21 protein-coding genes are annotated in these 17,127 nt (G+C 44.6%); 7 read left to right on the top strand and 14 right to left on the bottom strand.

The genetic code is table 11. The features are described 5' to 3' along the window. Positions 1 to 7: 7 nt before the first annotated feature. Positions 8 to 1,108 (bottom strand): A/G-specific adenine glycosylase, encoded by a 1,101-nt coding sequence (gene mutY, locus P3L57_RS04590; protein ID WP_069487584.1) that lies wholly within the window; start codon positions 1,106 to 1,108, stop codon positions 8 to 10. Between the two features lie 216 nt (positions 1,109 to 1,324). Here mutY and P3L57_RS04585 point away from each other — a divergent pair, with 216 nt between their 5' ends. After that, the gene (locus P3L57_RS04585; protein ID WP_024120657.1) at positions 1,325 to 2,308 is read left to right on the top strand and encodes a metal-dependent hydrolase; all 984 of its coding nucleotides are present in this window, start codon (positions 1,325 to 1,327) and stop codon (positions 2,306 to 2,308) included. Here P3L57_RS04585 and P3L57_RS04580 read toward each other — a convergent pair. The 5 genes from P3L57_RS04580 to P3L57_RS04560 form a co-directional block, all read right to left on the bottom strand. Next, on the bottom strand, positions 2,305 to 4,890 hold the full coding sequence (locus P3L57_RS04580) for a YfhO family protein (RefSeq protein WP_069487585.1): 2,586 nt from the start codon (positions 4,888 to 4,890) through the stop codon (positions 2,305 to 2,307). The genes P3L57_RS04585 and P3L57_RS04580 overlap by 4 nt on opposite strands. A gap of 69 nt (positions 4,891 to 4,959) precedes the next feature. Continuing rightward, positions 4,960 to 5,949 carry a glycosyltransferase family 2 protein gene (locus tag P3L57_RS04575; protein ID WP_010333459.1) on the bottom strand — a complete coding sequence of 330 codons (990 nt, stop codon included), beginning with the start codon at positions 5,947 to 5,949 and terminating at the stop codon, positions 4,960 to 4,962. Between the two features lie 231 nt (positions 5,950 to 6,180). After that, the gene (locus tag P3L57_RS04570) at positions 6,181 to 7,044 is read right to left on the bottom strand and encodes an alpha/beta fold hydrolase (protein WP_069487586.1); all 864 of its coding nucleotides are present in this window, start codon (positions 7,042 to 7,044) and stop codon (positions 6,181 to 6,183) included. Further along, positions 7,031 to 7,363, bottom strand: a complete 333-nt coding sequence (locus tag P3L57_RS04565; RefSeq protein WP_044163737.1) for an SdpI family protein — start codon at positions 7,361 to 7,363, stop codon at positions 7,031 to 7,033. The genes P3L57_RS04570 and P3L57_RS04565 overlap by 14 nt, the downstream gene beginning before the upstream one ends. An 85-nt stretch (positions 7,364 to 7,448) precedes the next feature. Further along, positions 7,449 to 7,967 (bottom strand): SH3 domain-containing protein, encoded by a 519-nt coding sequence (locus tag P3L57_RS04560; protein ID WP_059291601.1) that lies wholly within the window; start codon positions 7,965 to 7,967, stop codon positions 7,449 to 7,451. Between the two features lie 191 nt (positions 7,968 to 8,158). On the opposite strand from P3L57_RS04560, the gene P3L57_RS04555 reads away from it, so the two are divergent. Both P3L57_RS04555 and P3L57_RS04550 read left to right on the top strand, forming a co-directional pair. Continuing rightward, positions 8,159 to 8,371: a helix-turn-helix transcriptional regulator gene (locus P3L57_RS04555; RefSeq protein ID WP_059291602.1), complete on the top strand. Its 213-nt coding sequence runs from the start codon at positions 8,159 to 8,161 to the stop codon at positions 8,369 to 8,371. A 1-nt stretch (position 8,372) separates the two neighbouring features. Continuing rightward, positions 8,373 to 8,756 (top strand): hypothetical protein, encoded by a 384-nt coding sequence (locus tag P3L57_RS04550; protein ID WP_044163733.1) that lies wholly within the window; start codon positions 8,373 to 8,375, stop codon positions 8,754 to 8,756. A 35-nt stretch (positions 8,757 to 8,791) separates the two neighbouring features. Here P3L57_RS04550 and P3L57_RS04545 read toward each other — a convergent pair whose 3' ends face one another. Beyond that, positions 8,792 to 9,061, bottom strand: coding sequence for a YfhJ family protein (locus tag P3L57_RS04545; protein ID WP_024120650.1), 270 nt, complete (start codon positions 9,059 to 9,061; stop codon positions 8,792 to 8,794). A gap of 124 nt (positions 9,062 to 9,185) precedes the next feature. Here P3L57_RS04545 and P3L57_RS04540 point away from each other — a divergent pair, with 124 nt between their 5' ends. Next, positions 9,186 to 9,338, top strand: a complete 153-nt coding sequence (locus tag P3L57_RS04540) for a small, acid-soluble spore protein K (protein ID WP_010333452.1) — start codon at positions 9,186 to 9,188, stop codon at positions 9,336 to 9,338. Positions 9,339 to 9,371: 33 nt separating this feature from the next. Here P3L57_RS04540 and P3L57_RS04535 read toward each other — a convergent pair whose 3' ends face one another. The 3 genes from P3L57_RS04535 to recX all read right to left on the bottom strand — a co-directional run bounded on the left by P3L57_RS04535 (position 9,372) and on the right by recX (position 11,820). Then, positions 9,372 to 10,565, bottom strand: a complete 1,194-nt coding sequence (locus P3L57_RS04535) for an MFS transporter (protein ID WP_083244566.1) — start codon at positions 10,563 to 10,565, stop codon at positions 9,372 to 9,374. A gap of 136 nt (positions 10,566 to 10,701) precedes the next feature. Further along, positions 10,702 to 11,022 carry a YfhH family protein gene (locus tag P3L57_RS04530; protein WP_059291604.1) on the bottom strand — a complete coding sequence of 107 codons (321 nt, stop codon included), beginning with the start codon at positions 11,020 to 11,022 and terminating at the stop codon, positions 10,702 to 10,704. A 6-nt stretch (positions 11,023 to 11,028) separates the two neighbouring features. Next, on the bottom strand, positions 11,029 to 11,820 hold the full coding sequence (gene recX / locus P3L57_RS04525; RefSeq protein ID WP_059291605.1) for a recombination regulator RecX: 792 nt from the start codon (positions 11,818 to 11,820) through the stop codon (positions 11,029 to 11,031). 88 nt (positions 11,821 to 11,908) lie between these two features. On the opposite strand from recX, the gene P3L57_RS04520 reads away from it, so the two are divergent. The 3 genes from P3L57_RS04520 (at position 11,909) to P3L57_RS04510 (ending at position 13,241) form a co-directional block, all read left to right on the top strand. After that, on the top strand, positions 11,909 to 12,820 hold the full coding sequence (locus P3L57_RS04520) for a TIGR01777 family oxidoreductase (RefSeq protein ID WP_059291606.1): 912 nt from the start codon (positions 11,909 to 11,911) through the stop codon (positions 12,818 to 12,820). 53 nt (positions 12,821 to 12,873) lie between these two features. After that, positions 12,874 to 12,984 carry a YfhE family protein gene (locus tag P3L57_RS04515; protein ID WP_010333447.1) on the top strand — a complete coding sequence of 37 codons (111 nt, stop codon included), beginning with the start codon at positions 12,874 to 12,876 and terminating at the stop codon, positions 12,982 to 12,984. A 65-nt stretch (positions 12,985 to 13,049) separates the two neighbouring features. Further along, the gene (locus tag P3L57_RS04510; RefSeq protein ID WP_044163723.1) at positions 13,050 to 13,241 is read left to right on the top strand and encodes a YfhD family protein; all 192 of its coding nucleotides are present in this window, start codon (positions 13,050 to 13,052) and stop codon (positions 13,239 to 13,241) included. A gap of 38 nt (positions 13,242 to 13,279) precedes the next feature. Here the strand turns inward: P3L57_RS04510 and P3L57_RS04505 are convergent, their stop codons facing one another. The 4 genes from P3L57_RS04505 to P3L57_RS04490 all read right to left on the bottom strand — a co-directional run bounded on the left by P3L57_RS04505 (position 13,280) and on the right by P3L57_RS04490 (position 16,975). Continuing rightward, positions 13,280 to 13,864, bottom strand: a complete 585-nt coding sequence (locus tag P3L57_RS04505) for a nitroreductase family protein (protein WP_059291608.1) — start codon at positions 13,862 to 13,864, stop codon at positions 13,280 to 13,282. An 87-nt stretch (positions 13,865 to 13,951) separates the two neighbouring features. Then, positions 13,952 to 14,830, bottom strand: coding sequence for a PhzF family phenazine biosynthesis isomerase (locus P3L57_RS04500; RefSeq protein WP_059291609.1), 879 nt, complete (start codon positions 14,828 to 14,830; stop codon positions 13,952 to 13,954). Positions 14,831 to 14,945: 115 nt separating this feature from the next. Beyond that, positions 14,946 to 15,977 carry a FecCD family ABC transporter permease gene (locus tag P3L57_RS04495; protein WP_069487587.1) on the bottom strand — a complete coding sequence of 344 codons (1,032 nt, stop codon included), beginning with the start codon at positions 15,975 to 15,977 and terminating at the stop codon, positions 14,946 to 14,948. After that, positions 15,974 to 16,975: a FecCD family ABC transporter permease gene (locus tag P3L57_RS04490; protein ID WP_059336056.1), complete on the bottom strand. Its 1,002-nt coding sequence runs from the start codon at positions 16,973 to 16,975 to the stop codon at positions 15,974 to 15,976. The genes P3L57_RS04495 and P3L57_RS04490 overlap by 4 nt, the downstream gene beginning before the upstream one ends. Between the last annotated feature and the right edge of the window lie 152 nt (positions 16,976 to 17,127).

Raw genomic sequence — 17,127 nt, 5'->3', positions numbered from 1 at the left:
AGCCGAATTAAATGACTCCGGCTGCTTCCACTGCCATCTTCCAAATTTTCTGGTGTGACACTGGAAATGCGAATTCTTCGAGCTCTTCCTTCGTTACTATTTTCAGGTCTGCAGTATCCGACACTTGTTTTACTTTACCGAAAAACACAGAAATATTCCATACCAGGTGGGTAAAAACATGCTCCACTACACCTTGGAGGTCACTGATTTCAGCTTTTATGCCAAAATCACTTTCTAAAAATGCAGTGAGCTGCTCGCGCTCTGTTTTGATTCCTTTTTGTGTTTCAAGATTCGGGAATTCCCACAGATTGGCAAGCAGTCCCTTAGACGGGCGTTTATGAATATAGACTTGTCCGTCATCATCTGTCAGCACAATTGCAGCCATTGTTTTGATCCCGGGTTTCTTCTTTTTGCTTTTCAGCGGGAGTTCTCGTTCAGTGCCTTCTGCAAACGCTGAGCAATGCTGCTGGACAGGACAAAGCAGGCAAGAAGGTGATTTCGGCGTACAGATGATGGCTCCCAGCTCCATTAAACCCTGATTGAATTCAGAGGGTTTTTCTTTTGAAATAAACGCACGGACTGCTTCTTCAAAAATCGTTCTTGTTTTTGGCTTGGCAATATCATCCCAGATGGACAGAATTCTCGACATGACACGCATCACATTTCCGTCAACCGCGGGAATCGGTTTATTGTAGGCGATGCTTAGCACCGCTCCTTTTGTGTAAGGGCCTACGCCTTTTAAACCGCCGAACTCTTTTTCTTCTGACGGAACAACTCCCCCGTATTGCTGCTTCACTTCTTTAACCGCGCTTTGCAGGTTTCTGACCCGCGAATAATAACCGAGGCCTTCCCATGCTTTGAGCACTTTTTCTTCATCGGCATCAGCGAGCGCTTCTACTGTCGGGAATTGCTCCACAAACCGTAAAAAGTAAGGAATGACCGTCTCTACCCTCGTTTGCTGGAGCATCACTTCAGATACCCACACCTTATACGGATCTTGGTCCTCTCTCCACGGCAGAATGCGCTGTTCTCTTTCGAACCAGTTAATTAAATCATTTTGAAATTGCTGTATATCTTTTTGTTTTATCTTATCTTCAAGTACGTTCATATGTGTTTCTCCCCAGTCTCTCGCGCCCCGCTTTTCTTTAGACTGTTTTTTGTTGTACACTAAGGGCACAGTACGATAATATGTTACATTAAATAGAAGTAAAGAAAAAGCGGAAACATATGAGAACGATTAAACAGGTTAAAAGATTGGGTATATAAAAATAGGTAATGTCTTACAAAAGTGAATGTGCAGGATACACCTGCAAGGAGGTCACCTATGGATACGGGCACACATGTTGTCATGGGCATCGCCCTCGGCGGAATCGCGACACTGGATCCGGTTGTCGGAACAGATCCGGCAATGGCTCACGCAGTCATGATCGCTACGCTTGCGGGCTCACAGGCTCCTGATATTGATACTGTGTTAAAACTTAAAAACAATGCTGTTTATATAAGAAATCACAGAGGCTTTACCCATTCTATTCCCGCCGTTTTGTTTTGGTCTGTCATCATTCCGGCGATTTTGTATTTATTTTATCCGCAGGCTGATTTTCTGCATCTGTGGCTGTGGACATTGCTAGCAGTTGTGCTGCATGTATTTGTTGACATTTTCAACGCGTACGGAACACAAGCCATCCGGCCGTTTTCGAAAAAATGGGTGGCACTCGGGCTGATTAACACATTTGATCCGTTTATATTTATCAGCCATCTGGCGGCCATCGCGGTTTGGTATGTCGGCGGCAGCCCCGGTATTACATTTCTCACCTTATACGTAATACTGGCAGGCTATTATATCTTGCGCCTGATGATGCAGCTGCGAATCAAACGGCAGCTCCGTGAGATGATTCACGAAGAGATCGAAAGCATTATCATTTCACCGACGATGAAATTCAGGCAATGGCGGATTGCGGTTACGACTGCGCATGCTTTTTATGTAGGAAGGAGCATGGACGGGCATGTGGTGATACTTGATACGTTTAATCGGGTGCCGGTTCCTGAAACCGACGTTATGCAAGCGGCGAAGCAGGATGATAACATTGCGGCGTTTCTGTCGTTCTCCCCGGTTTACAGGTGGGAAGTGGATACGTATAAGGATCATTACGAGGTACGGTTTATTGACCTGCGTTACCGGAGTAAAGGGCACTATCCGTTTGTGGCAATCGTTCATATCAGCCATGATCTTGAGATACGCTCATCTTATACCGGCTGGATATTCAGCGAAGAAAAGCTTCAGAAAAAATTAAAGCTCGGCTCTATTTAGAGCCGGGCTTTTTTGCGTCTTGTATAAAAAACAGCTAAGAGCAGACTGATGAAAGACATCAGTGCGGATATTTTAAAATATGGCGGATAGTAGGTGAGTTCAATTTGATTGTCTCCCTTTTGCGCCTTAAAACCGATAAAAGTGTAATCGGCTTTTTCAATTTTCTGCTGTTTTCCGTTAATTTTCAGCTCCCAGCCTTTCTCATACGGAATCGGGAGCATGATGTACTGGGGTTTGGAATTGTGATATGTGAATGTCAGCTTGTTTTTATTCCATTCCAGGCTGTCTGTTCTCTCTGTTTTGTTTTGCGACACAGCGTTTTTTAATGTTTGATAATTTTCTTCATAAAGCGCTATGTGTGAAAGCTCGTACGTTCCTTTCGGAAGCCTGATCGAGATATGATCTGATTGAGGCACTCTGATGGTCAAATCATTTACACCCGTTTTATAGATCGATTGATTGGATTTTCTTGTTGTGACATAATCATTTACCTTTAGCGTAAATCCTTTTTCTTTTGCTTTGCTTTTTAAATAAAAACTGACATAGTAATCGCCCGGACCGGCTGTCGCCTTTTTCGGAGTGATGATCAATTCTCCGCCGTTTTCTCCAGTTACAGTGAGGAGTCCGTTTTGATATTGAGCTTGTTTTGCAGTGATATCCGATTTGGAGATCAGATTCGCCAGATCAGGGGGCTGCTCTGTTTTTTCAGTTGGATCTGCTAATACAATTCCTTTCAGCATCGCTTGCTCTTTCGCAAGAGCGGGCAATTTTTCCAAATCCCTTTCTGAGTAAACTTTATCGGCTGATTTGACAAAAGGAAGCATGTATTGATTTTCATAAACGGTGTAGTGCTCTGATTCCATATGTTTTGTAAAGCCGTATGGAACATTCGCTTCGTTTATTTTTTCCGTCATATAGTATCTGCCGTAAAGCAAGCTGTACAAATTCGCTCTGTCCCCCAATGAAGCGTAGCGGCTGACGCTTTCTCTTCCCATATCGATGCGAAGATCATTCCAATAGAAGGAGAGCAAGTGGCTGTTTAAAATGCTCGAGTAGGCGCTGAATCCATTAAATCCGTAAATAATCGGAGTGTTATTGCGGACGCCATTCATCCAGTCGATTCTCATGAGCGGATCATTGTCTTCCTTTTGCACACGTCTAATGAGCTGAGATTGTTCGTCTCCTTTGTATTCCTCGCTTGTCATATAGGATTTTGAGACACTGTCCAGCCCGCCTCCTTCTGAGAGCGCATATTTCTGATAGGTGTTAGCGACAAGCAGCGAAGACAGAATCACCACACCGTATACAGCCAGCTTTGCCCGTTTTTTCACAAAAACTGCGGCAAACAAAGCAGCGATTGTCAGGAACAAAAGCAGCAGGATGCTTTCATTAGCTGGCTTCCATATATCAAGCTCATACCTTTGGACATGATACCAATAAAGAAGCAGAACAATCGCTGCTGCAGGAAGCAGTTCTTTCCGCCTCAGCTCCTGCAGCTGCGATAAACCTGCGGCGGCTGCTCCGGCGATTGTAAAGGCCAAAATATATTCAAACCGGTTTTGCGGGGCGGAAAAGCCGTTAAAGGCGCTTGCCGCGTACGGACTGAAATGAAAGAGGATAAACAGAAGGCTCAATCCGGCAAAAAGGCGAAACACCCGGTGTTTATAAAAAGAAATGACAAACAAAAACAGCAAAAAGATGGCTGGCACCACGATAATCCTGCTTGAAAATAAAATATTATCATCGAAATTCAGCCACTCTATTTTTTCATTATAAGGAGGGCGCAGGTTATTTAAATACCCGTAAACCACCGGCACAAATACCGCCGCACTGATACCGAAAGAAAGGAGTCCCGAGACTAAAAACATTTTGCATTGAACCCATTTTTTCACTTCATGATCTTCCAGCTTGATGAGCCATCTGAACAAAATATAAATTCCAATGAAAATCAGATTTATGTATGCAAAGTAAAAATTGTTGATTAAGCTCAGTGAGCAAGCAATGATAAACCATGCCGGACGCCGCTCCCTGATGATTTTTTCCGCTCCAAGCACGAGAAGCGGGAGCCAAATCATTGTATCGGTGAAAAATTCCCAATACGATTCGTGGCGAAAGTAAATAATCGATACTCCGTATAGTACAGCACCCGTAAACGCCGCTGCTCTGCGTTTGAGCAAATAGCTGAAAACAGAAGCTGCTGTAAAAATAATCAGACTCAGCTTTAAAATGCTGATAAAAACGGCTGACTGTGCCCAAAAAAGCGTGTCCGCCTCACCGATGAGATGAACGGATTGCAGCAGCCATACTGCGGCGGCTGTCGCGAGAAAAAGGAAAGAAGCAGAAAAATAATAGCCAAGCTGACTGAATGTGCCGCCGCCGAGTCCGAATGAATAATCATAGAAAAAGTTTCCTTGCGTGTATTGTTCATATAATAATTTCTTAAATACGATCATTTGCGCCAGTCCGTCACCTGGACCTGTCATATATCTGCCTTCCGCCCATTCTTTCACAAAAAAAGCGTGCGCAAGAACGGCTATGAATAGACTGGCCGCATACATCATGACATGTTTTCTTTTTTTCATAAGAGTTCTCCAGTCTTGCCGTTAACTGTAAGCATGCAAAAAAGCACTGCCAATGGCAATAGATTCATTTCAGTGCAGTTTGGTCAGGCGCCGCATGTTTTTCAATTCGTTCGTTTCAGGCAGATCTTTGCTCGGAATATTTGCTTCTTTGATCAAATAATGCGGACGTTTTTTTGTTTCGTAATAAATTCTGCCGATGTATTCTCCTATGATGCCAAGGCTTAACAGCTGAACCCCGCCAAGGAATAAGACCGCAGATATAATTGTGAAATATCCGGGTACAGAAATACCGTTTGTAAGAATTTTGACGAACGTGGCTATGATATAAATAAGAGAGAGCAGCAATACAAAAATGCCGGTGTAAAAGCATATTCTCAGCGGTTTATGGTTAAAGGAGACAACGCCGTCCATTCCGTAATTAAAAAGGCTGCTGAATGACCATTTGGATGTGCCGTTTTTTCTTTCGACATTTTCGTAAAAAACAATTTTCTGTTCGAAGCCGATCCAGCAAAACAGGCCTTTTGAAAAGCGGTTGCCTTCGCTCAATTTCAAAAGTGCATCCACAGCTTGGCGGCTTAACAGCCGAAAGTCTCCGACACCGTCACGCAAATCAACTTCCACCGCTTTATTAATGAACTTGTAGTAAAGGGACGAAAGAAGCGAACGCACGGGGTTATCCCCTTTTCTGTTCCTTTGGGCAATGACTTGATCATAGCCTTCCTCGTAGCCTTTAATAAAGTCCTTCAGCAAATAGGTCGGATGCTGCAAATCGGCGTCCATCACGACAACGGCCTCACCTTGAACATGTTCAAATCCGGCCAAGATCGCGGCTTCTTTTCCAAAATTCCGCGAAAATGATATGTATTTCACTCGGCTGCATTTGGATGCCAGGTCTTTGATCTGCTGAAGCGTGTCATCAATACTTCCGTCGTTAATGAAGAATATTTCATAATCATAATGAATGTTTTTGAATTCCTTTTTTAAAGATTCATGAATGAGTTTGACATTATAACCTTCATTGTAAGACGGGATAATAATCGAGATTAATCCTTGCTTCATTAAGGCACCTTCTTTTTATTATTCTTTTTAAGTATTGCCTTAGGGGAATTGTACACAAATCTTCAGTAAGGCTATTCCTTTTTTTAAAGTCGTTTAAACCTGTTTTTTGTTACATTTTTGGTATGACATTTGAGTATATGTAATGTTATTTTGTCAGGATTAAAATAGAGTATGAAAAAAAAGCATAGAAAAAGTCTGCCATTTCGACAGACGGTGCAAAGAAAATCTGACTTATTGGTTTTCAAGATATTCTAAAATAAGCTGATTCACGATGGCCGGCTTTTCGTGGCTGATCCAATGGGACGCTTCATCCACAAATATTAAATGCCCGTTTGGACAGCGTCTTGCTGTTTCTTTTGCAAGCTTTCTGCTTAAAAAGCGGTCCTCCATTCCCCAGATCATCCGATAAGGGGCTGTATGGCATTCGCGGGAATTTTCTGCAAGGCTGCCTTTTCTGAGGGCCCTGTACCAGTTCAGCATTGATGTCAGGGCGCCAGGCTGCTTCCACGCTTCTTTGTACTTATTGATATCCTCAGAAGAAAAAAGCTCCGGCCGATCAGATAGCCCGATGGCTTTATCTAATTTCTCATAATCATTTTCTTTTAACGCGGCCTCCGGTTTGTCCGGCAGCTGGAAGAAGGCAATGTATGAGCTTTTCAGCCATTGCGGAGGGTAGACTGGCGTTACGGTTTTCATGACGTGCGGATGCGGTATGTTAATGGCGATAAGCTTTTCAAGATATTCCGGACGTGTTGATGCCAAGTGCCAGGCTACTGCTCCTCCCCAGTCATGACCGATCACGATTGCTTTTTGATCAGTGAATTGCGAAATAAGCCCAATGATATCATCTCTTAATGTATCAATCCGATATGCCTCAATTCCTTCCGGTTTGTCACTGAGATTGTAACCTCGCTGATCAGGAGCGATCACCCGGTACCCCGCGTCCGCAAGCGGTTTGATTTGGTTTTTCCAGCCATACCAAAACTCAGGGAATCCATGGAGCAGGACGATAAGCGGGCCGTCCTCCGGTCCTGCGGAAGCAACGTGGAGTGTGATTCCATTTGTTTTGACAAACTGGCTGTTAACTCCTTCCACTTAAATCTCCTCCTTGACTTTGCGTCATATGTTTCAGCCTTTTCTCCGTCAGCATAAAAGTGATGATACAAGCAGCAACAAGCAAGATCAGCTGAAGGATGATAAAGCTTGATCTCAGGAGCACCCCGGCCCCCAAGACAATCAAACCTGACAGGATCATGAGCGCCGCACTGTAACGGTTGGCTTCCTTCCATAACTTTTGATCTGACATTGAGCGTCTCGTTCTGAATCCATATACACTGTTAATGGATTTTGGAGGGAACAATTTGATGAAAAGACCTGCAATTATCATGAGCCCTCCGCCGATTAAACATGCCATATGATCATCTCCTCTCTCATTGTTACGTTCAGAAAGAAGAAATGTTTCAATATCCAGACAAAAAGACAAGCAGGAGCCTGTCTATTTAGCGTATTTGTAAATCCTTTGTCGGAATATAGCCTTTTATCCCGCCGTAATCAACGAATGCCCAGCTGAAATCAAATCCTCCGTTTTCACTGAATCCCCAGCCGAGCAAAGTGACTTCTGTCCCCGAGGAAAGCTGCTTGGCTTTTCCATTTTCCGGTGTTGGAGAATAGAAGGCAGTCTGCTTTGCTGTTTTTGCTTGACTTGCGGTTTTCATTAAGAAGTGTGTTGAAATATATGCTTTTTTTCCTTTGAATTCGATTTGAGCCCAATCAGCATTAGCAAATCCCTTTACAGTGACTTTCTGTTCAGATGATACTGTGCCGAGAATCGCGCTTTTTTGTTTTGGCTCAGCCCGGACATTCAGTTTTCCTGCTTTAATCATATACGAATCTGATGATGGCAGAGAGACATTTATGGTCTGAAGGGTTGCAGCTTTTGCTGCGGGAGCAGTGCTAAATGCTGTGAAACTCAGTCCTGCGGCGGCAGTTAAAGCGAGTAATACTTGTTTCTTTTTCATACATAGCTCCTCCTCGCATTTTGACAAGATATAAGAGATATTCCCTGATTGCCTGGAGGATGAAACACTTTTTGTTTATTTTTTCTAACAGTTAAGGAAATGTTAAGGTTTGTAAGGTGTACATTACATTCTAATCTATGTATGATACATTATGTAAGGTATACGTTACATAATGAGAGAGGACAAATAAGATGAAGCACGGGGTTCGTAATTGTGTAAAAGAATACAGAAAAGCTAAAGGATGGACTCAGGATCAGCTGGCAGAAAACATTCAAGTGACAAGACAGACGGTCATTGCAATTGAAAAACAAAGATATGAACCCTCGATAGGCACTGCAATTAAATTATCTTCAGCATTAGAGTGCTCATTAGATCAATTATTCTGGATAGAAGGAGACAAATAATATGAACATGACGTATCGTACCGGATTATTTTTGCAAACTTTGCTTCCCATTTTATTGTATGTCCTTTATTGGCATTCACCTTCAACTTTAACACTTCTGTTAGCAGTCATCGGAACTGCACGAGTTCTTTATTCTGCCGCACATATTCATAGAAATAAACTCTGGGGAAACGTACACTTTCAGAATGACCAACGCACCCGCTCAAATGCTCATTTCGCGGGCTATATATCACATTGGGTGATGATTGTTATTTTGCTTATAGGTGTTGTTCTTATTCATCAATCCATGCTTCCTCTTTCCTATCTGCAGCTGATTGCATATACTGCTTTTCTTGGTTTTATGCTTAGAATGGTGATGAGTGATGTACTAAATACAAATGTGTAAAAAAACAGCCTGCCGTACTTTGCCGGCAGGCTGTGTTAATGTAAAAGCCCTCTGCTTTGGTTTAAGTAATCATTCACGTCTTCACGGCCGCTTTGGAAAAGGTGGAGCTGGCCGCCATAGTTCTCAATCCACTGTGTGACGATTTTTTCGGTCATTTTTTCGCCTTGGTAGGCGTGTCCGGCTTTTGCATAGGTTGCTTCAAAGTCGCTCCATAACAATTCCACCCATGTTTTCGCCTGAATGTAGCTGATCATATCGTTTTTTTCCAGAAGCAGATTTGTCAGTTTCTCAATATACGTATTCATTTGGTGGTCTCCTTTCCTTCAGGAAAAAAATTACGCTTTAAAACTTCATGTTCTCCATATACTAACCTTACGTCTTCATCCGGCAAGACGCAACTTTTTGATCTCGAACCTAGGGGGATATGACATGGTCCGCAATAAAGAAAAAGGATTTCCTTACGAAAACGAAAACAAGTTTCAAGGTGAACCGAGAGCGAAGGACGACTATGCTTCAAAACGTCCTGACGGGTCAATCAACCAGCATCCTCAGGAAAAAATGAGAGCCTCCGGCAAACGATAAAAGAAGAACAGCTGCACATGTGCAGCTGTTTTTTTACCCTTTATTGACTTGATACTCATAGACGCTTTTCTTTTCAGAAAGATGCGCGAATGTTGAGAGCACCAGTCCGCAAGCGGTCATCAGCGCTCCTCCCGCAAACAGCCAGGAATAAGAGCCGGTTCCGCTTAAAATGATGCCGCCGATCCAAGCGCCGAGCGCATTAGCCAGGTTAAATGCAGACACGCTCACAGCTGCGGCGATTGTTGTGCCGTTCTCAGATGAAGAAAGCACCTTTGTTTGCAAAAGAGGCGGTGTGCCGAATGCGCAAGCTCCAAATAAGAAAGTCGCGACAATGGCTGCGGCCGGATAAACGGCGATGTACGGAAATACCGCAAGTACGCCGATCAAACCGATCATGACGCCAATCATGGTCCGGGTCAGCAGAGGAAGCGGCACTTTTCCCGCAAAGAAGTTTCCCGCAACCCCTCCCAAACCATAGGCGAAGAGGGCGCCTGTAATGCCGACTGTGCTGAAACCCGCTGAATTTCTTAAAATCGGCTCGATAAACGTATACGCGATAAATACGCCTGAATAGCCTAAAATTGTAATCGCAAAGGAGTACAGCACCTGTTTATGTTTAAATACTCCCCACTCATTCATGAGCATCGGGATGACTTTTGGTTTTCTGTTCGGCACAGTAGCCATCAGGCCTAAAAATCCGATCACTCCAAGCACCGTAATGATGGAAAACACGACTCTCCAGTTTAGGACATCACCCAAGTAGGAACCGAATGGAACACCCAGCATCAAAGCCACTGTTAAACCGCCGTTCATAGACGCAGCGGCTGCGGCGCGTTTTTCCGGCGGCACCATTTCACTAGCGAATACCATCGCAATCGCAAAGAAAGCGCCGTGAATGGAAGCAGATAAAATTCTTGAGACCGCCAATACCGCAAAATTCGGTGCCAGTGCGCTCATCAGGTTGGAAAGGATGAAAATCCCCATCAATCCAAGAAGCACCGGCTTTCTCGGGAGCTTGACAGAAACAATCGTGACAAGCGGGCCTGTCACACAGACGCTTGCCGCATAAGCGGTGACAAGGAGTCCCGCAGAGGAAACATGTATATGAAAGTCATCGGCAATCGACGTCAAAATACCCATCACCGCATATTCTGTGTATCCAATTGAAAACGTGCAGATCATTAGAACAAAAATAATTAATTTTACTGATGGATTTTTCATACTCAACGTCATCGCCTCCTTTAATGTGAAAAAACAACGAGTTCCATCTTAAAAGAAATCCAGGGTGAATTCAATCATTTTTTCTCTAAAAATCGCCTTGAGTGTGCTCAAATAAAAAAGAGGCTGTTATTCAGCCTCTCGGTTACCCCTGCTTCTTTTGCTGTAATACTGAGATTGGAAGCGCTTCTTCTTGATCGGGAGCTGATGTTCTGTATCCCCAAGCGAAAACGCCATTTAAATAGGTAATGTGGAACTCGTCATCAGAACCGTCCACAACATACGTTTCTCCCGGCGAGAAGTCCTCCGGGTTCAGCAAGTAGGCCTTTGCCATGGCAATTTTCCGTTCGAGCACTGCCAGTTCATTTATGATTCCAAGCTGTTCCGCTTTCCTTGCTTTTTCAGAAAGTCCTGCGATTTCTGTATTGAGTTCGTGCGTTGTCATTTGACTGTATCGTTTCTCCATTTTCAGCTACTCCTCTTCCTGCAGAAATTGATCGATTAAATCGAGTGAGAATCCTTTTCTGAATAAAAATTGTTTGACCTTCATGGCACTTTCATAGGAGCCGTCATAACGGTATTTTCTAAACGCTTTTTCCGCATGAAGACGCAGCGCTTCTTTTTCAGTATCTTCGTCATTTTCGTATTCAATCTGCTCCAGCGCCGCAGAGATGACATCAAATGAGAAGCCTTTGCGCTGCAGCTGCATCTGTGCTCGCTGTTTGATTTCTTTTGAAGAGAGTTTCTTGTCTTTCTTCAGAAGCTTTTCGATATGCTTAACTGCTTTTTCCGTCTGTTCTTCAAAGGAGAAAGAACTCAGTGTATCTTTGATGGTGTCGTCATCGATCCCCTTCGCTTTCAGCTCTCTGAACAAAACGTCAGGCCCTTTTCCGTTTGTTTTTTTGTGAGTGCTCACGTAGGCCGCCGCAAACTCTTGGTCATTTAAATAGTTGTAATCGTTCAGCTTATGAATCACTTCCGTAATGACGGGCGCCGAGGTTTCTTTTTTCTTTAAATGGTCTTCTACCTCTTTCGTTGACCGCATTCGATAGGATAAAAAATCAATCGCACGGTTGAAGCCTTTTTTCACTTCATCTCCGTATTGAATCTCAATGATCTCGAGGTCATCAAGCTCTTTTCCCTTTGTAAGCTCAAATTTCACGAGCACATCTGCGTCAACACTGAAAGCATATTTTTCATCCAGAAAAATATTAAAGCGTTCCGTATTCTTCTTTTGCGCTGAAATCTTTGTAATAAATGGCATTTTAATCTCCCTTCTCCGGTCTCAAACGCGTTTTCTATGATCAAAATGAGGTAAAGTATAGGTATCAGAACGATGAGGAGAGATGTTTATGAATATTGCAATGACGGGCGGAACGGGTTTTCTCGGTACGCATCTGACTGGCGTCCTCACCCGCCAAGGACATCATGTTTATATTTTATCAAGAAACGCGCCAAAAACTGAACAAAAAAATATCTCTTATGTCCAATGGCTGACTGAAGAAGCTGCGCCTGAACAAGAACTTCCTCATATTGATGTTTGGGTAAATCTTGCGGGAAAATCAATTTTTGGCCGCTGGAACGAAAAAACGAAGCAGCAAATTCTCTCCAGCCGGATCGATGCAACCCGGGAAGTACGGCGGCTTATTCATAAACAGGCGGAAAAACCAAAGGCGCTTATTCAAGCCAGTGCAGTGGGCATTTACGGCACTAGCCTTGAAAAAACCTTTACAGAAGACTCCCCCACGTCGGACGAGGATTTTCTCAGCCACACTGCACATATGTGGGAACGGGAAGGGCAAAATATAGAGGCGATGGGCATTCGAACGGTTTACGCGAGATTTGGCGTGATGCTCGGGGAAAAAGGCGCTCTCCCGCTGATGGTTCTGCCATATAAGCTGCTGGCCGGAGGAACGATCGGGACGGGCAATCAGTGGCTGTCCTGGATTCACGTGGATGACGCCGCCCAGCTGATTGTATATGCAATCGAAAACGACAGCATCTCAGGTCCTGTTAATGTGACAGCGCCTAATCCGGTTGAAATGAAGCAGTTCGGAAAAACGATTGCACGGGTGAAACACCGTCCCCACTGGCTCCCCGTTCCAGCATTCTTTTTATCAAAAGCATTGGGAGAAATGAGCCTGCTTATTGTGAAAGGACAGCGCGCTCTGCCTAAAAAAGCAATTACGTCCGGATTCCGTTTTACATATTCAGATCTTGAATTCGCCCTGTCGCAGCTGCTGACGGACCGAAAGGCTGTATAAAAACGGAAGGAAGCGTCAACCTTAAGAATAACATGGTTGAAGGAGGTCCTTTTATGGAAAAGAAGAGGGAGAAGCACCAGCAAGGAGCCAACCTGAAGAAAATGCAAGAAGTTCTTTATTCGAGTGAATTTAAAAAGGCGGAAAAAGCTGCTAAGCGGAAGTAGGGATACATAACGCCGGAAAGCAGATACTATGTTTGTTTGATATCACTTTTTAGGGGGAATTTGATATGGGCAGAAATCATATTCACAAAAACCGTGATAAAAACAAACAAAAACTTCCTCAGGTTCCCGATGCGTTAAAACGAGAAACTGACGGCGTTTACGAGGAATATTCAAGTGAACTTGCTGATGCGGATGACCGCGAAGCGCAGGAGCGCGCGAAAGCGGCTGACAGCAGAGCGAAAAGCAAAAAACGTTAATGAAAAACCCCTTGTCTCTGCTTGAGACAGGGGGTTTTTTACAGCTCGGTGAACCGTTCCTTTATCGGTGTGCGTTTTTTCACTTCCGGCATTTCATCAGGATAGCCTGTTTGTATGATCGCGGCGAAGCGCTCGTTATCCTGTAAACCGAAGGCTTGATGCACGTCTTTGTCATAGAGGATCTTTCCGCTTTTCCAAACCATGCCGATTCCTTTTTCCCAGGCAAGAAGCTGGAGGTTTTGAATCAATGAGCTGGTTGCCGCAAAATCATCATCTCGGGCTCTTTCGTTCTCATCTTCCTGAAATACAACGAGCAGAAATCCCGGCACACGGCTGAGTGTCTTTTTGAAGTTTTGGAGTTTTTCTTCCGTCATGTCCGGCTTTGATTTTTTAGAAAATGAAGCAAAGGTTTTAATCAAGCTTGCTTTTCCTGTTTCACTGGAAACGTAAATAAATCTCCAAGGCTCCGTCACTCTGTGATTTGGCGCATATTTTGCCGTTTCTAGCATGTCAAGGATGACAGCCGGAGGGACGGGATCTTGTTTAAATTTACGGATTGATCTTCTGCTGCGTATGATATTCCGCAGTGCTGAATCTTGATTTATCTGTTCGGCTTGAGGCATACCGCTTCACCCTTTCTATCCAATTGAAAATGATTATCAATCATAATCATAACGGAAAGTGCAGCTTTTTGTAAACCGTCAGCCATATTAGATTTCAAGAATCCGAGTTTCTGAGTAAACGGCAGTCCCTGTCATGTTCACTTTGATGTGATCGTTATCTCCATTTATTTCAATTTCCACTCTTCCGTCTTTCCCCATCTCCTGTCCTTGTTCAATGATGAATGTACGCTGCCCGGACCGGCCGTATTGCTGCATGTAAGCTCCCATTACACCGGATGCTGTGCCAGTCACGGGATCTTCTATTGTTCCTGAATACGGCGACGAAAAGTGGCGCCCGTGCAGGTCACTGTCAGAGTGAATCGTTTCAAAGGTAAACGGATGCACTGAGGCTTTTGGCAGATCAACTAGAACATCCGGAAATTGTTTGTTATTCGGCACCATTTTTTTAGAGGCTTCTAATGATTTGAGCGGAACGATTGCAGTCCATATGCCTGTACTGCCAAAAACAATTGGAAGGTCCTCATGAAAGTCCTCCGCCGTAATCCCCAATGCGTCCGCGAGCTTTTCCCGGTCGCCCGTAAATGGTTTGAATGTCGGAGCAGCCTGTTCAAGTGTGATATGGATGCGACCCTCTTTTTCAGAAATGTTTGCTGGCAGGATACCGGCTTTTGTCTGGATGCTGTACGTTTTACCAATCTCCAGCCTTCCTTTTTCACACAATGCGTATAGGGAAGCGACCGTCGCATGTCCGCATAAATTCATTTCGTGTCCAGGAGTGAAGTAACGGAGTTCAAGATCAGCCGCCTCGCTGTTCCGAATAAAGGAGGTTTCTGAATATCCTGCGATTTCAGCTATTCTCTGCATTTCTTCTTCTGTATAATGGTCCCCGTGCAATACCACACCCGCGGGGTTTCCTTTGCCGGGATTTTCCGTAAATGCTTCATATTTTAATACCTCTGCTTTCATTCGCCTGCCATCCTTTCTGCATTAATGTCTCTGTCAGTATAACAAAATATTAATGGGAATTTTCAGTCATTATTAAAAAACCCATTTTCTTTGCAGAGAAAATGGGTCCTTACATTCAGGAATTTCTTGTTTTATAGAGCAAATAAATAAAGTAGGGGGCGCCGATCGCCGCTGTAAAAACGCCTGCCGGCACTTCGACCGGGGCAAATAAGGTTCTGCCGATGATGTCTGCTCCTAATACGAGCAGAGCCCCGATCAGTGCAGATGCTGGGAGCAGGGCACCGTAAGACGAGCCGACGAGACGCCTTGCGATGTGCGGCGCCATCAGACCGACAAAACCAATCGTTCCGGCAACAGAAACCGCACAGCCCGTAAGAGCCGTACTCAGCAGAAGCAGGAAGAACCGGTTTCTTTGCACGGAGCTTCCCGCGCCTGCCGCAATATCTTCACCGAGCATCTGTATATTCATATTTTTAAGACAGATAAAACAAATGAATAAGAGAATGACAGACAGCAACACGGCTATTTTTACATGCTGCCAGTTAGATCCGTAGACCGAACCTGTTATGTATACATTGGCTTGGGACGCCCTGTAGATCGGTCCTTTGATCATGAGCAATGTGGTCATCGCTTGTGCAGACATTGAAAATCCGATTCCGATCAGCACCAGCCGAAACGTGGAGGCGCCATTTTTGTATGCGAGTAAATAAACGATAAGTCCAACAACTGATGCCCCGATAAATGCGGCAGCCGGAAGCCATGACAGACTGATCGTCAGTGAATCGCTTCGGTCTGAGAAGAACATCATGACAAGCACCACAGCCACAGCCGCTCCGCCCGTGATTCCGATAATATCCGGGGATGCGAGAGGGTTTCTGACCAGCCCCTGCAAAATTGCGCCTGCCGCAGCCAAGCAAACGCCGGCGCATACAGCTGTCAATATTCTTGGCATGCGGAACGACATCACCATCATTTCATCGAGCTTTGAACCTGCACCGAAAAATGTTTTGGCCACATCCCAAGGAGGAATGAACCGCTGTCCGAGACCGGCGCTTATGATGAACAAAGCCGCTGTTAAACAGAGTAAAACAAAAAAGACAATCCATGCTTTCTTTTCAGCCGCTGTAATGCCAAAACGAAGTTTCATAGATTCGCCCCCCTTCTTGCGATGTAAACAAACACAGGCATGCCGATAATCGCCGTCATAACCCCGACAGGAACTTCCTGAGGCATAATGATATATCGTGCCCCGATGTCCGCGGCAACAAGTAAAATCGCACCCAACACAGCGGAAAACGGCAGAACCCAGCGATAATCATTGCCGATGATAAAGCGGGCAAAGTGCGGGATGATGATGCCGATAAAGGAAATCGGTCCGGCAATGGCGACAGCCGAACCGGCAAGCAGGACAATGCATAGTGCCATAGCAAATTTCAGCAGTCCCGTTTTTTGACCAAGTCCTTTGGCAACATCTTCTCCCATGACAAGAAGATTAATTTTTCGGCCGAGGAAACAGCTGATTAAAAGCGCCGCCGCGGCATATGGAAGCATTGTCATCAGCAAATCGAGACTCCTGCCCTGCACAGAGCCCGTCAGCCAAAATAGCACCTGAGCCAGCTCGAGTTCATTGACGGAAAGCATGCCTTGTGTCAGCGAAGAAAACATTGCCGCCATGGCTGCTCCAGCCAACGTTAATTTGATCGGCGTGAGCCCTTCTCTTCCAAGCGAACCTGCGGCATAGACAATCGCGGCGGTAAAGGAAGCACCGAGAAACGAGCTCCATACAAGCGCTTGGGGTGATTGAATATGCAGAAAAAATGATCCGGCAACAATAAAAAAGCCGGCCCCTGCGTTGATTCCGAAAATCCCTGGTGATGCTAGCGGGTTTTTTGTCAGCGCCTGCATCAGAGCGCCGGCAGCCGCAAGGGAAGCGCCGACGACCGCGGCAACCAAGGCGCGCGGGAGCCTGACGTCTTTAATGATGACTTGCTCATTTGATCCGTTAAAAGATGTAAACGCTTGATAGACCTGTCCCCATGACGTACCGGTATAGCCGTATATGACACTTGCGCAGACAGCCGCCAGCAAAACGAAAAGCAGACATAATAACAAAATCCATTTCGAATAAGCCTTTTTGAAGATCATCATCCAATTCTCCTAGTGATTTACTATGTACCATTCTTCATCATGACTGCAGTAAATTGATTGTTTTTGAGAATCATCCTCAATTAATGATTGACACTCTCACCACTGCTTATTATGATCTAAATGATAATGAATTTCAATATTGGGAGGAA

This window comes from Bacillus sp. B28, assembly GCF_029536185.1.
Lineage (GTDB): Bacteria > Bacillota > Bacilli > Bacillales > Bacillaceae > Bacillus > Bacillus halotolerans.
The sequence above is the reverse complement of the archived record's forward strand: the minus strand, read 5'-3'. Positions and strand labels throughout refer to the sequence as shown.

What these genes read in the sequence shown, in the direction of transcription:
- mutY (WP_069487584.1), bottom strand. Translation starts at nt 1,108, where the DNA reads ATGAACGTACTTGAAGATAAGATAAAACAAAAAGATATACAGCAATTT.
- P3L57_RS04585 (WP_024120657.1), top strand. Translation starts at nt 1,325, where the DNA reads ATGGATACGGGCACACATGTTGTCATGGGCATCGCCCTCGGCGGAATC.
- P3L57_RS04580 (WP_069487585.1), bottom strand. Translation starts at nt 4,890, where the DNA reads ATGAAAAAAAGAAAACATGTCATGATGTATGCGGCCAGTCTATTCATA.
- P3L57_RS04575 (WP_010333459.1), bottom strand. Translation starts at nt 5,949, where the DNA reads ATGAAGCAAGGATTAATCTCGATTATTATCCCGTCTTACAATGAAGGT.
- P3L57_RS04565 (WP_044163737.1), bottom strand. Translation starts at nt 7,363, where the DNA reads ATGGCATGTTTAATCGGCGGAGGGCTCATGATAATTGCAGGTCTTTTC.
- P3L57_RS04560 (WP_059291601.1), bottom strand. Translation starts at nt 7,967, where the DNA reads ATGAAAAAGAAACAAGTATTACTCGCTTTAACTGCCGCCGCAGGACTG.
- P3L57_RS04555 (WP_059291602.1), top strand. Translation starts at nt 8,159, where the DNA reads ATGAAGCACGGGGTTCGTAATTGTGTAAAAGAATACAGAAAAGCTAAA.
- P3L57_RS04550 (WP_044163733.1), top strand. Translation starts at nt 8,373, where the DNA reads ATGAACATGACGTATCGTACCGGATTATTTTTGCAAACTTTGCTTCCC.
- P3L57_RS04545 (WP_024120650.1), bottom strand. Translation starts at nt 9,061, where the DNA reads ATGAATACGTATATTGAGAAACTGACAAATCTGCTTCTGGAAAAAAAC.
- P3L57_RS04540 (WP_010333452.1), top strand. Translation starts at nt 9,186, where the DNA reads ATGGTCCGCAATAAAGAAAAAGGATTTCCTTACGAAAACGAAAACAAG.
- P3L57_RS04530 (WP_059291604.1), bottom strand. Translation starts at nt 11,022, where the DNA reads ATGGAGAAACGATACAGTCAAATGACAACGCACGAACTCAATACAGAA.
- recX (WP_059291605.1), bottom strand. Translation starts at nt 11,820, where the DNA reads ATGCCATTTATTACAAAGATTTCAGCGCAAAAGAAGAATACGGAACGC.
- P3L57_RS04520 (WP_059291606.1), top strand. Translation starts at nt 11,909, where the DNA reads ATGAATATTGCAATGACGGGCGGAACGGGTTTTCTCGGTACGCATCTG.
- P3L57_RS04515 (WP_010333447.1), top strand. Translation starts at nt 12,874, where the DNA reads ATGGAAAAGAAGAGGGAGAAGCACCAGCAAGGAGCCAACCTGAAGAAA.
- P3L57_RS04510 (WP_044163723.1), top strand. Translation starts at nt 13,050, where the DNA reads ATGGGCAGAAATCATATTCACAAAAACCGTGATAAAAACAAACAAAAA.
- P3L57_RS04505 (WP_059291608.1), bottom strand. Translation starts at nt 13,864, where the DNA reads ATGCCTCAAGCCGAACAGATAAATCAAGATTCAGCACTGCGGAATATC.
- P3L57_RS04500 (WP_059291609.1), bottom strand. Translation starts at nt 14,830, where the DNA reads ATGAAAGCAGAGGTATTAAAATATGAAGCATTTACGGAAAATCCCGGC.
- P3L57_RS04495 (WP_069487587.1), bottom strand. Translation starts at nt 15,977, where the DNA reads ATGAAACTTCGTTTTGGCATTACAGCGGCTGAAAAGAAAGCATGGATT.
- P3L57_RS04490 (WP_059336056.1), bottom strand. Translation starts at nt 16,975, where the DNA reads ATGATCTTCAAAAAGGCTTATTCGAAATGGATTTTGTTATTATGTCTG.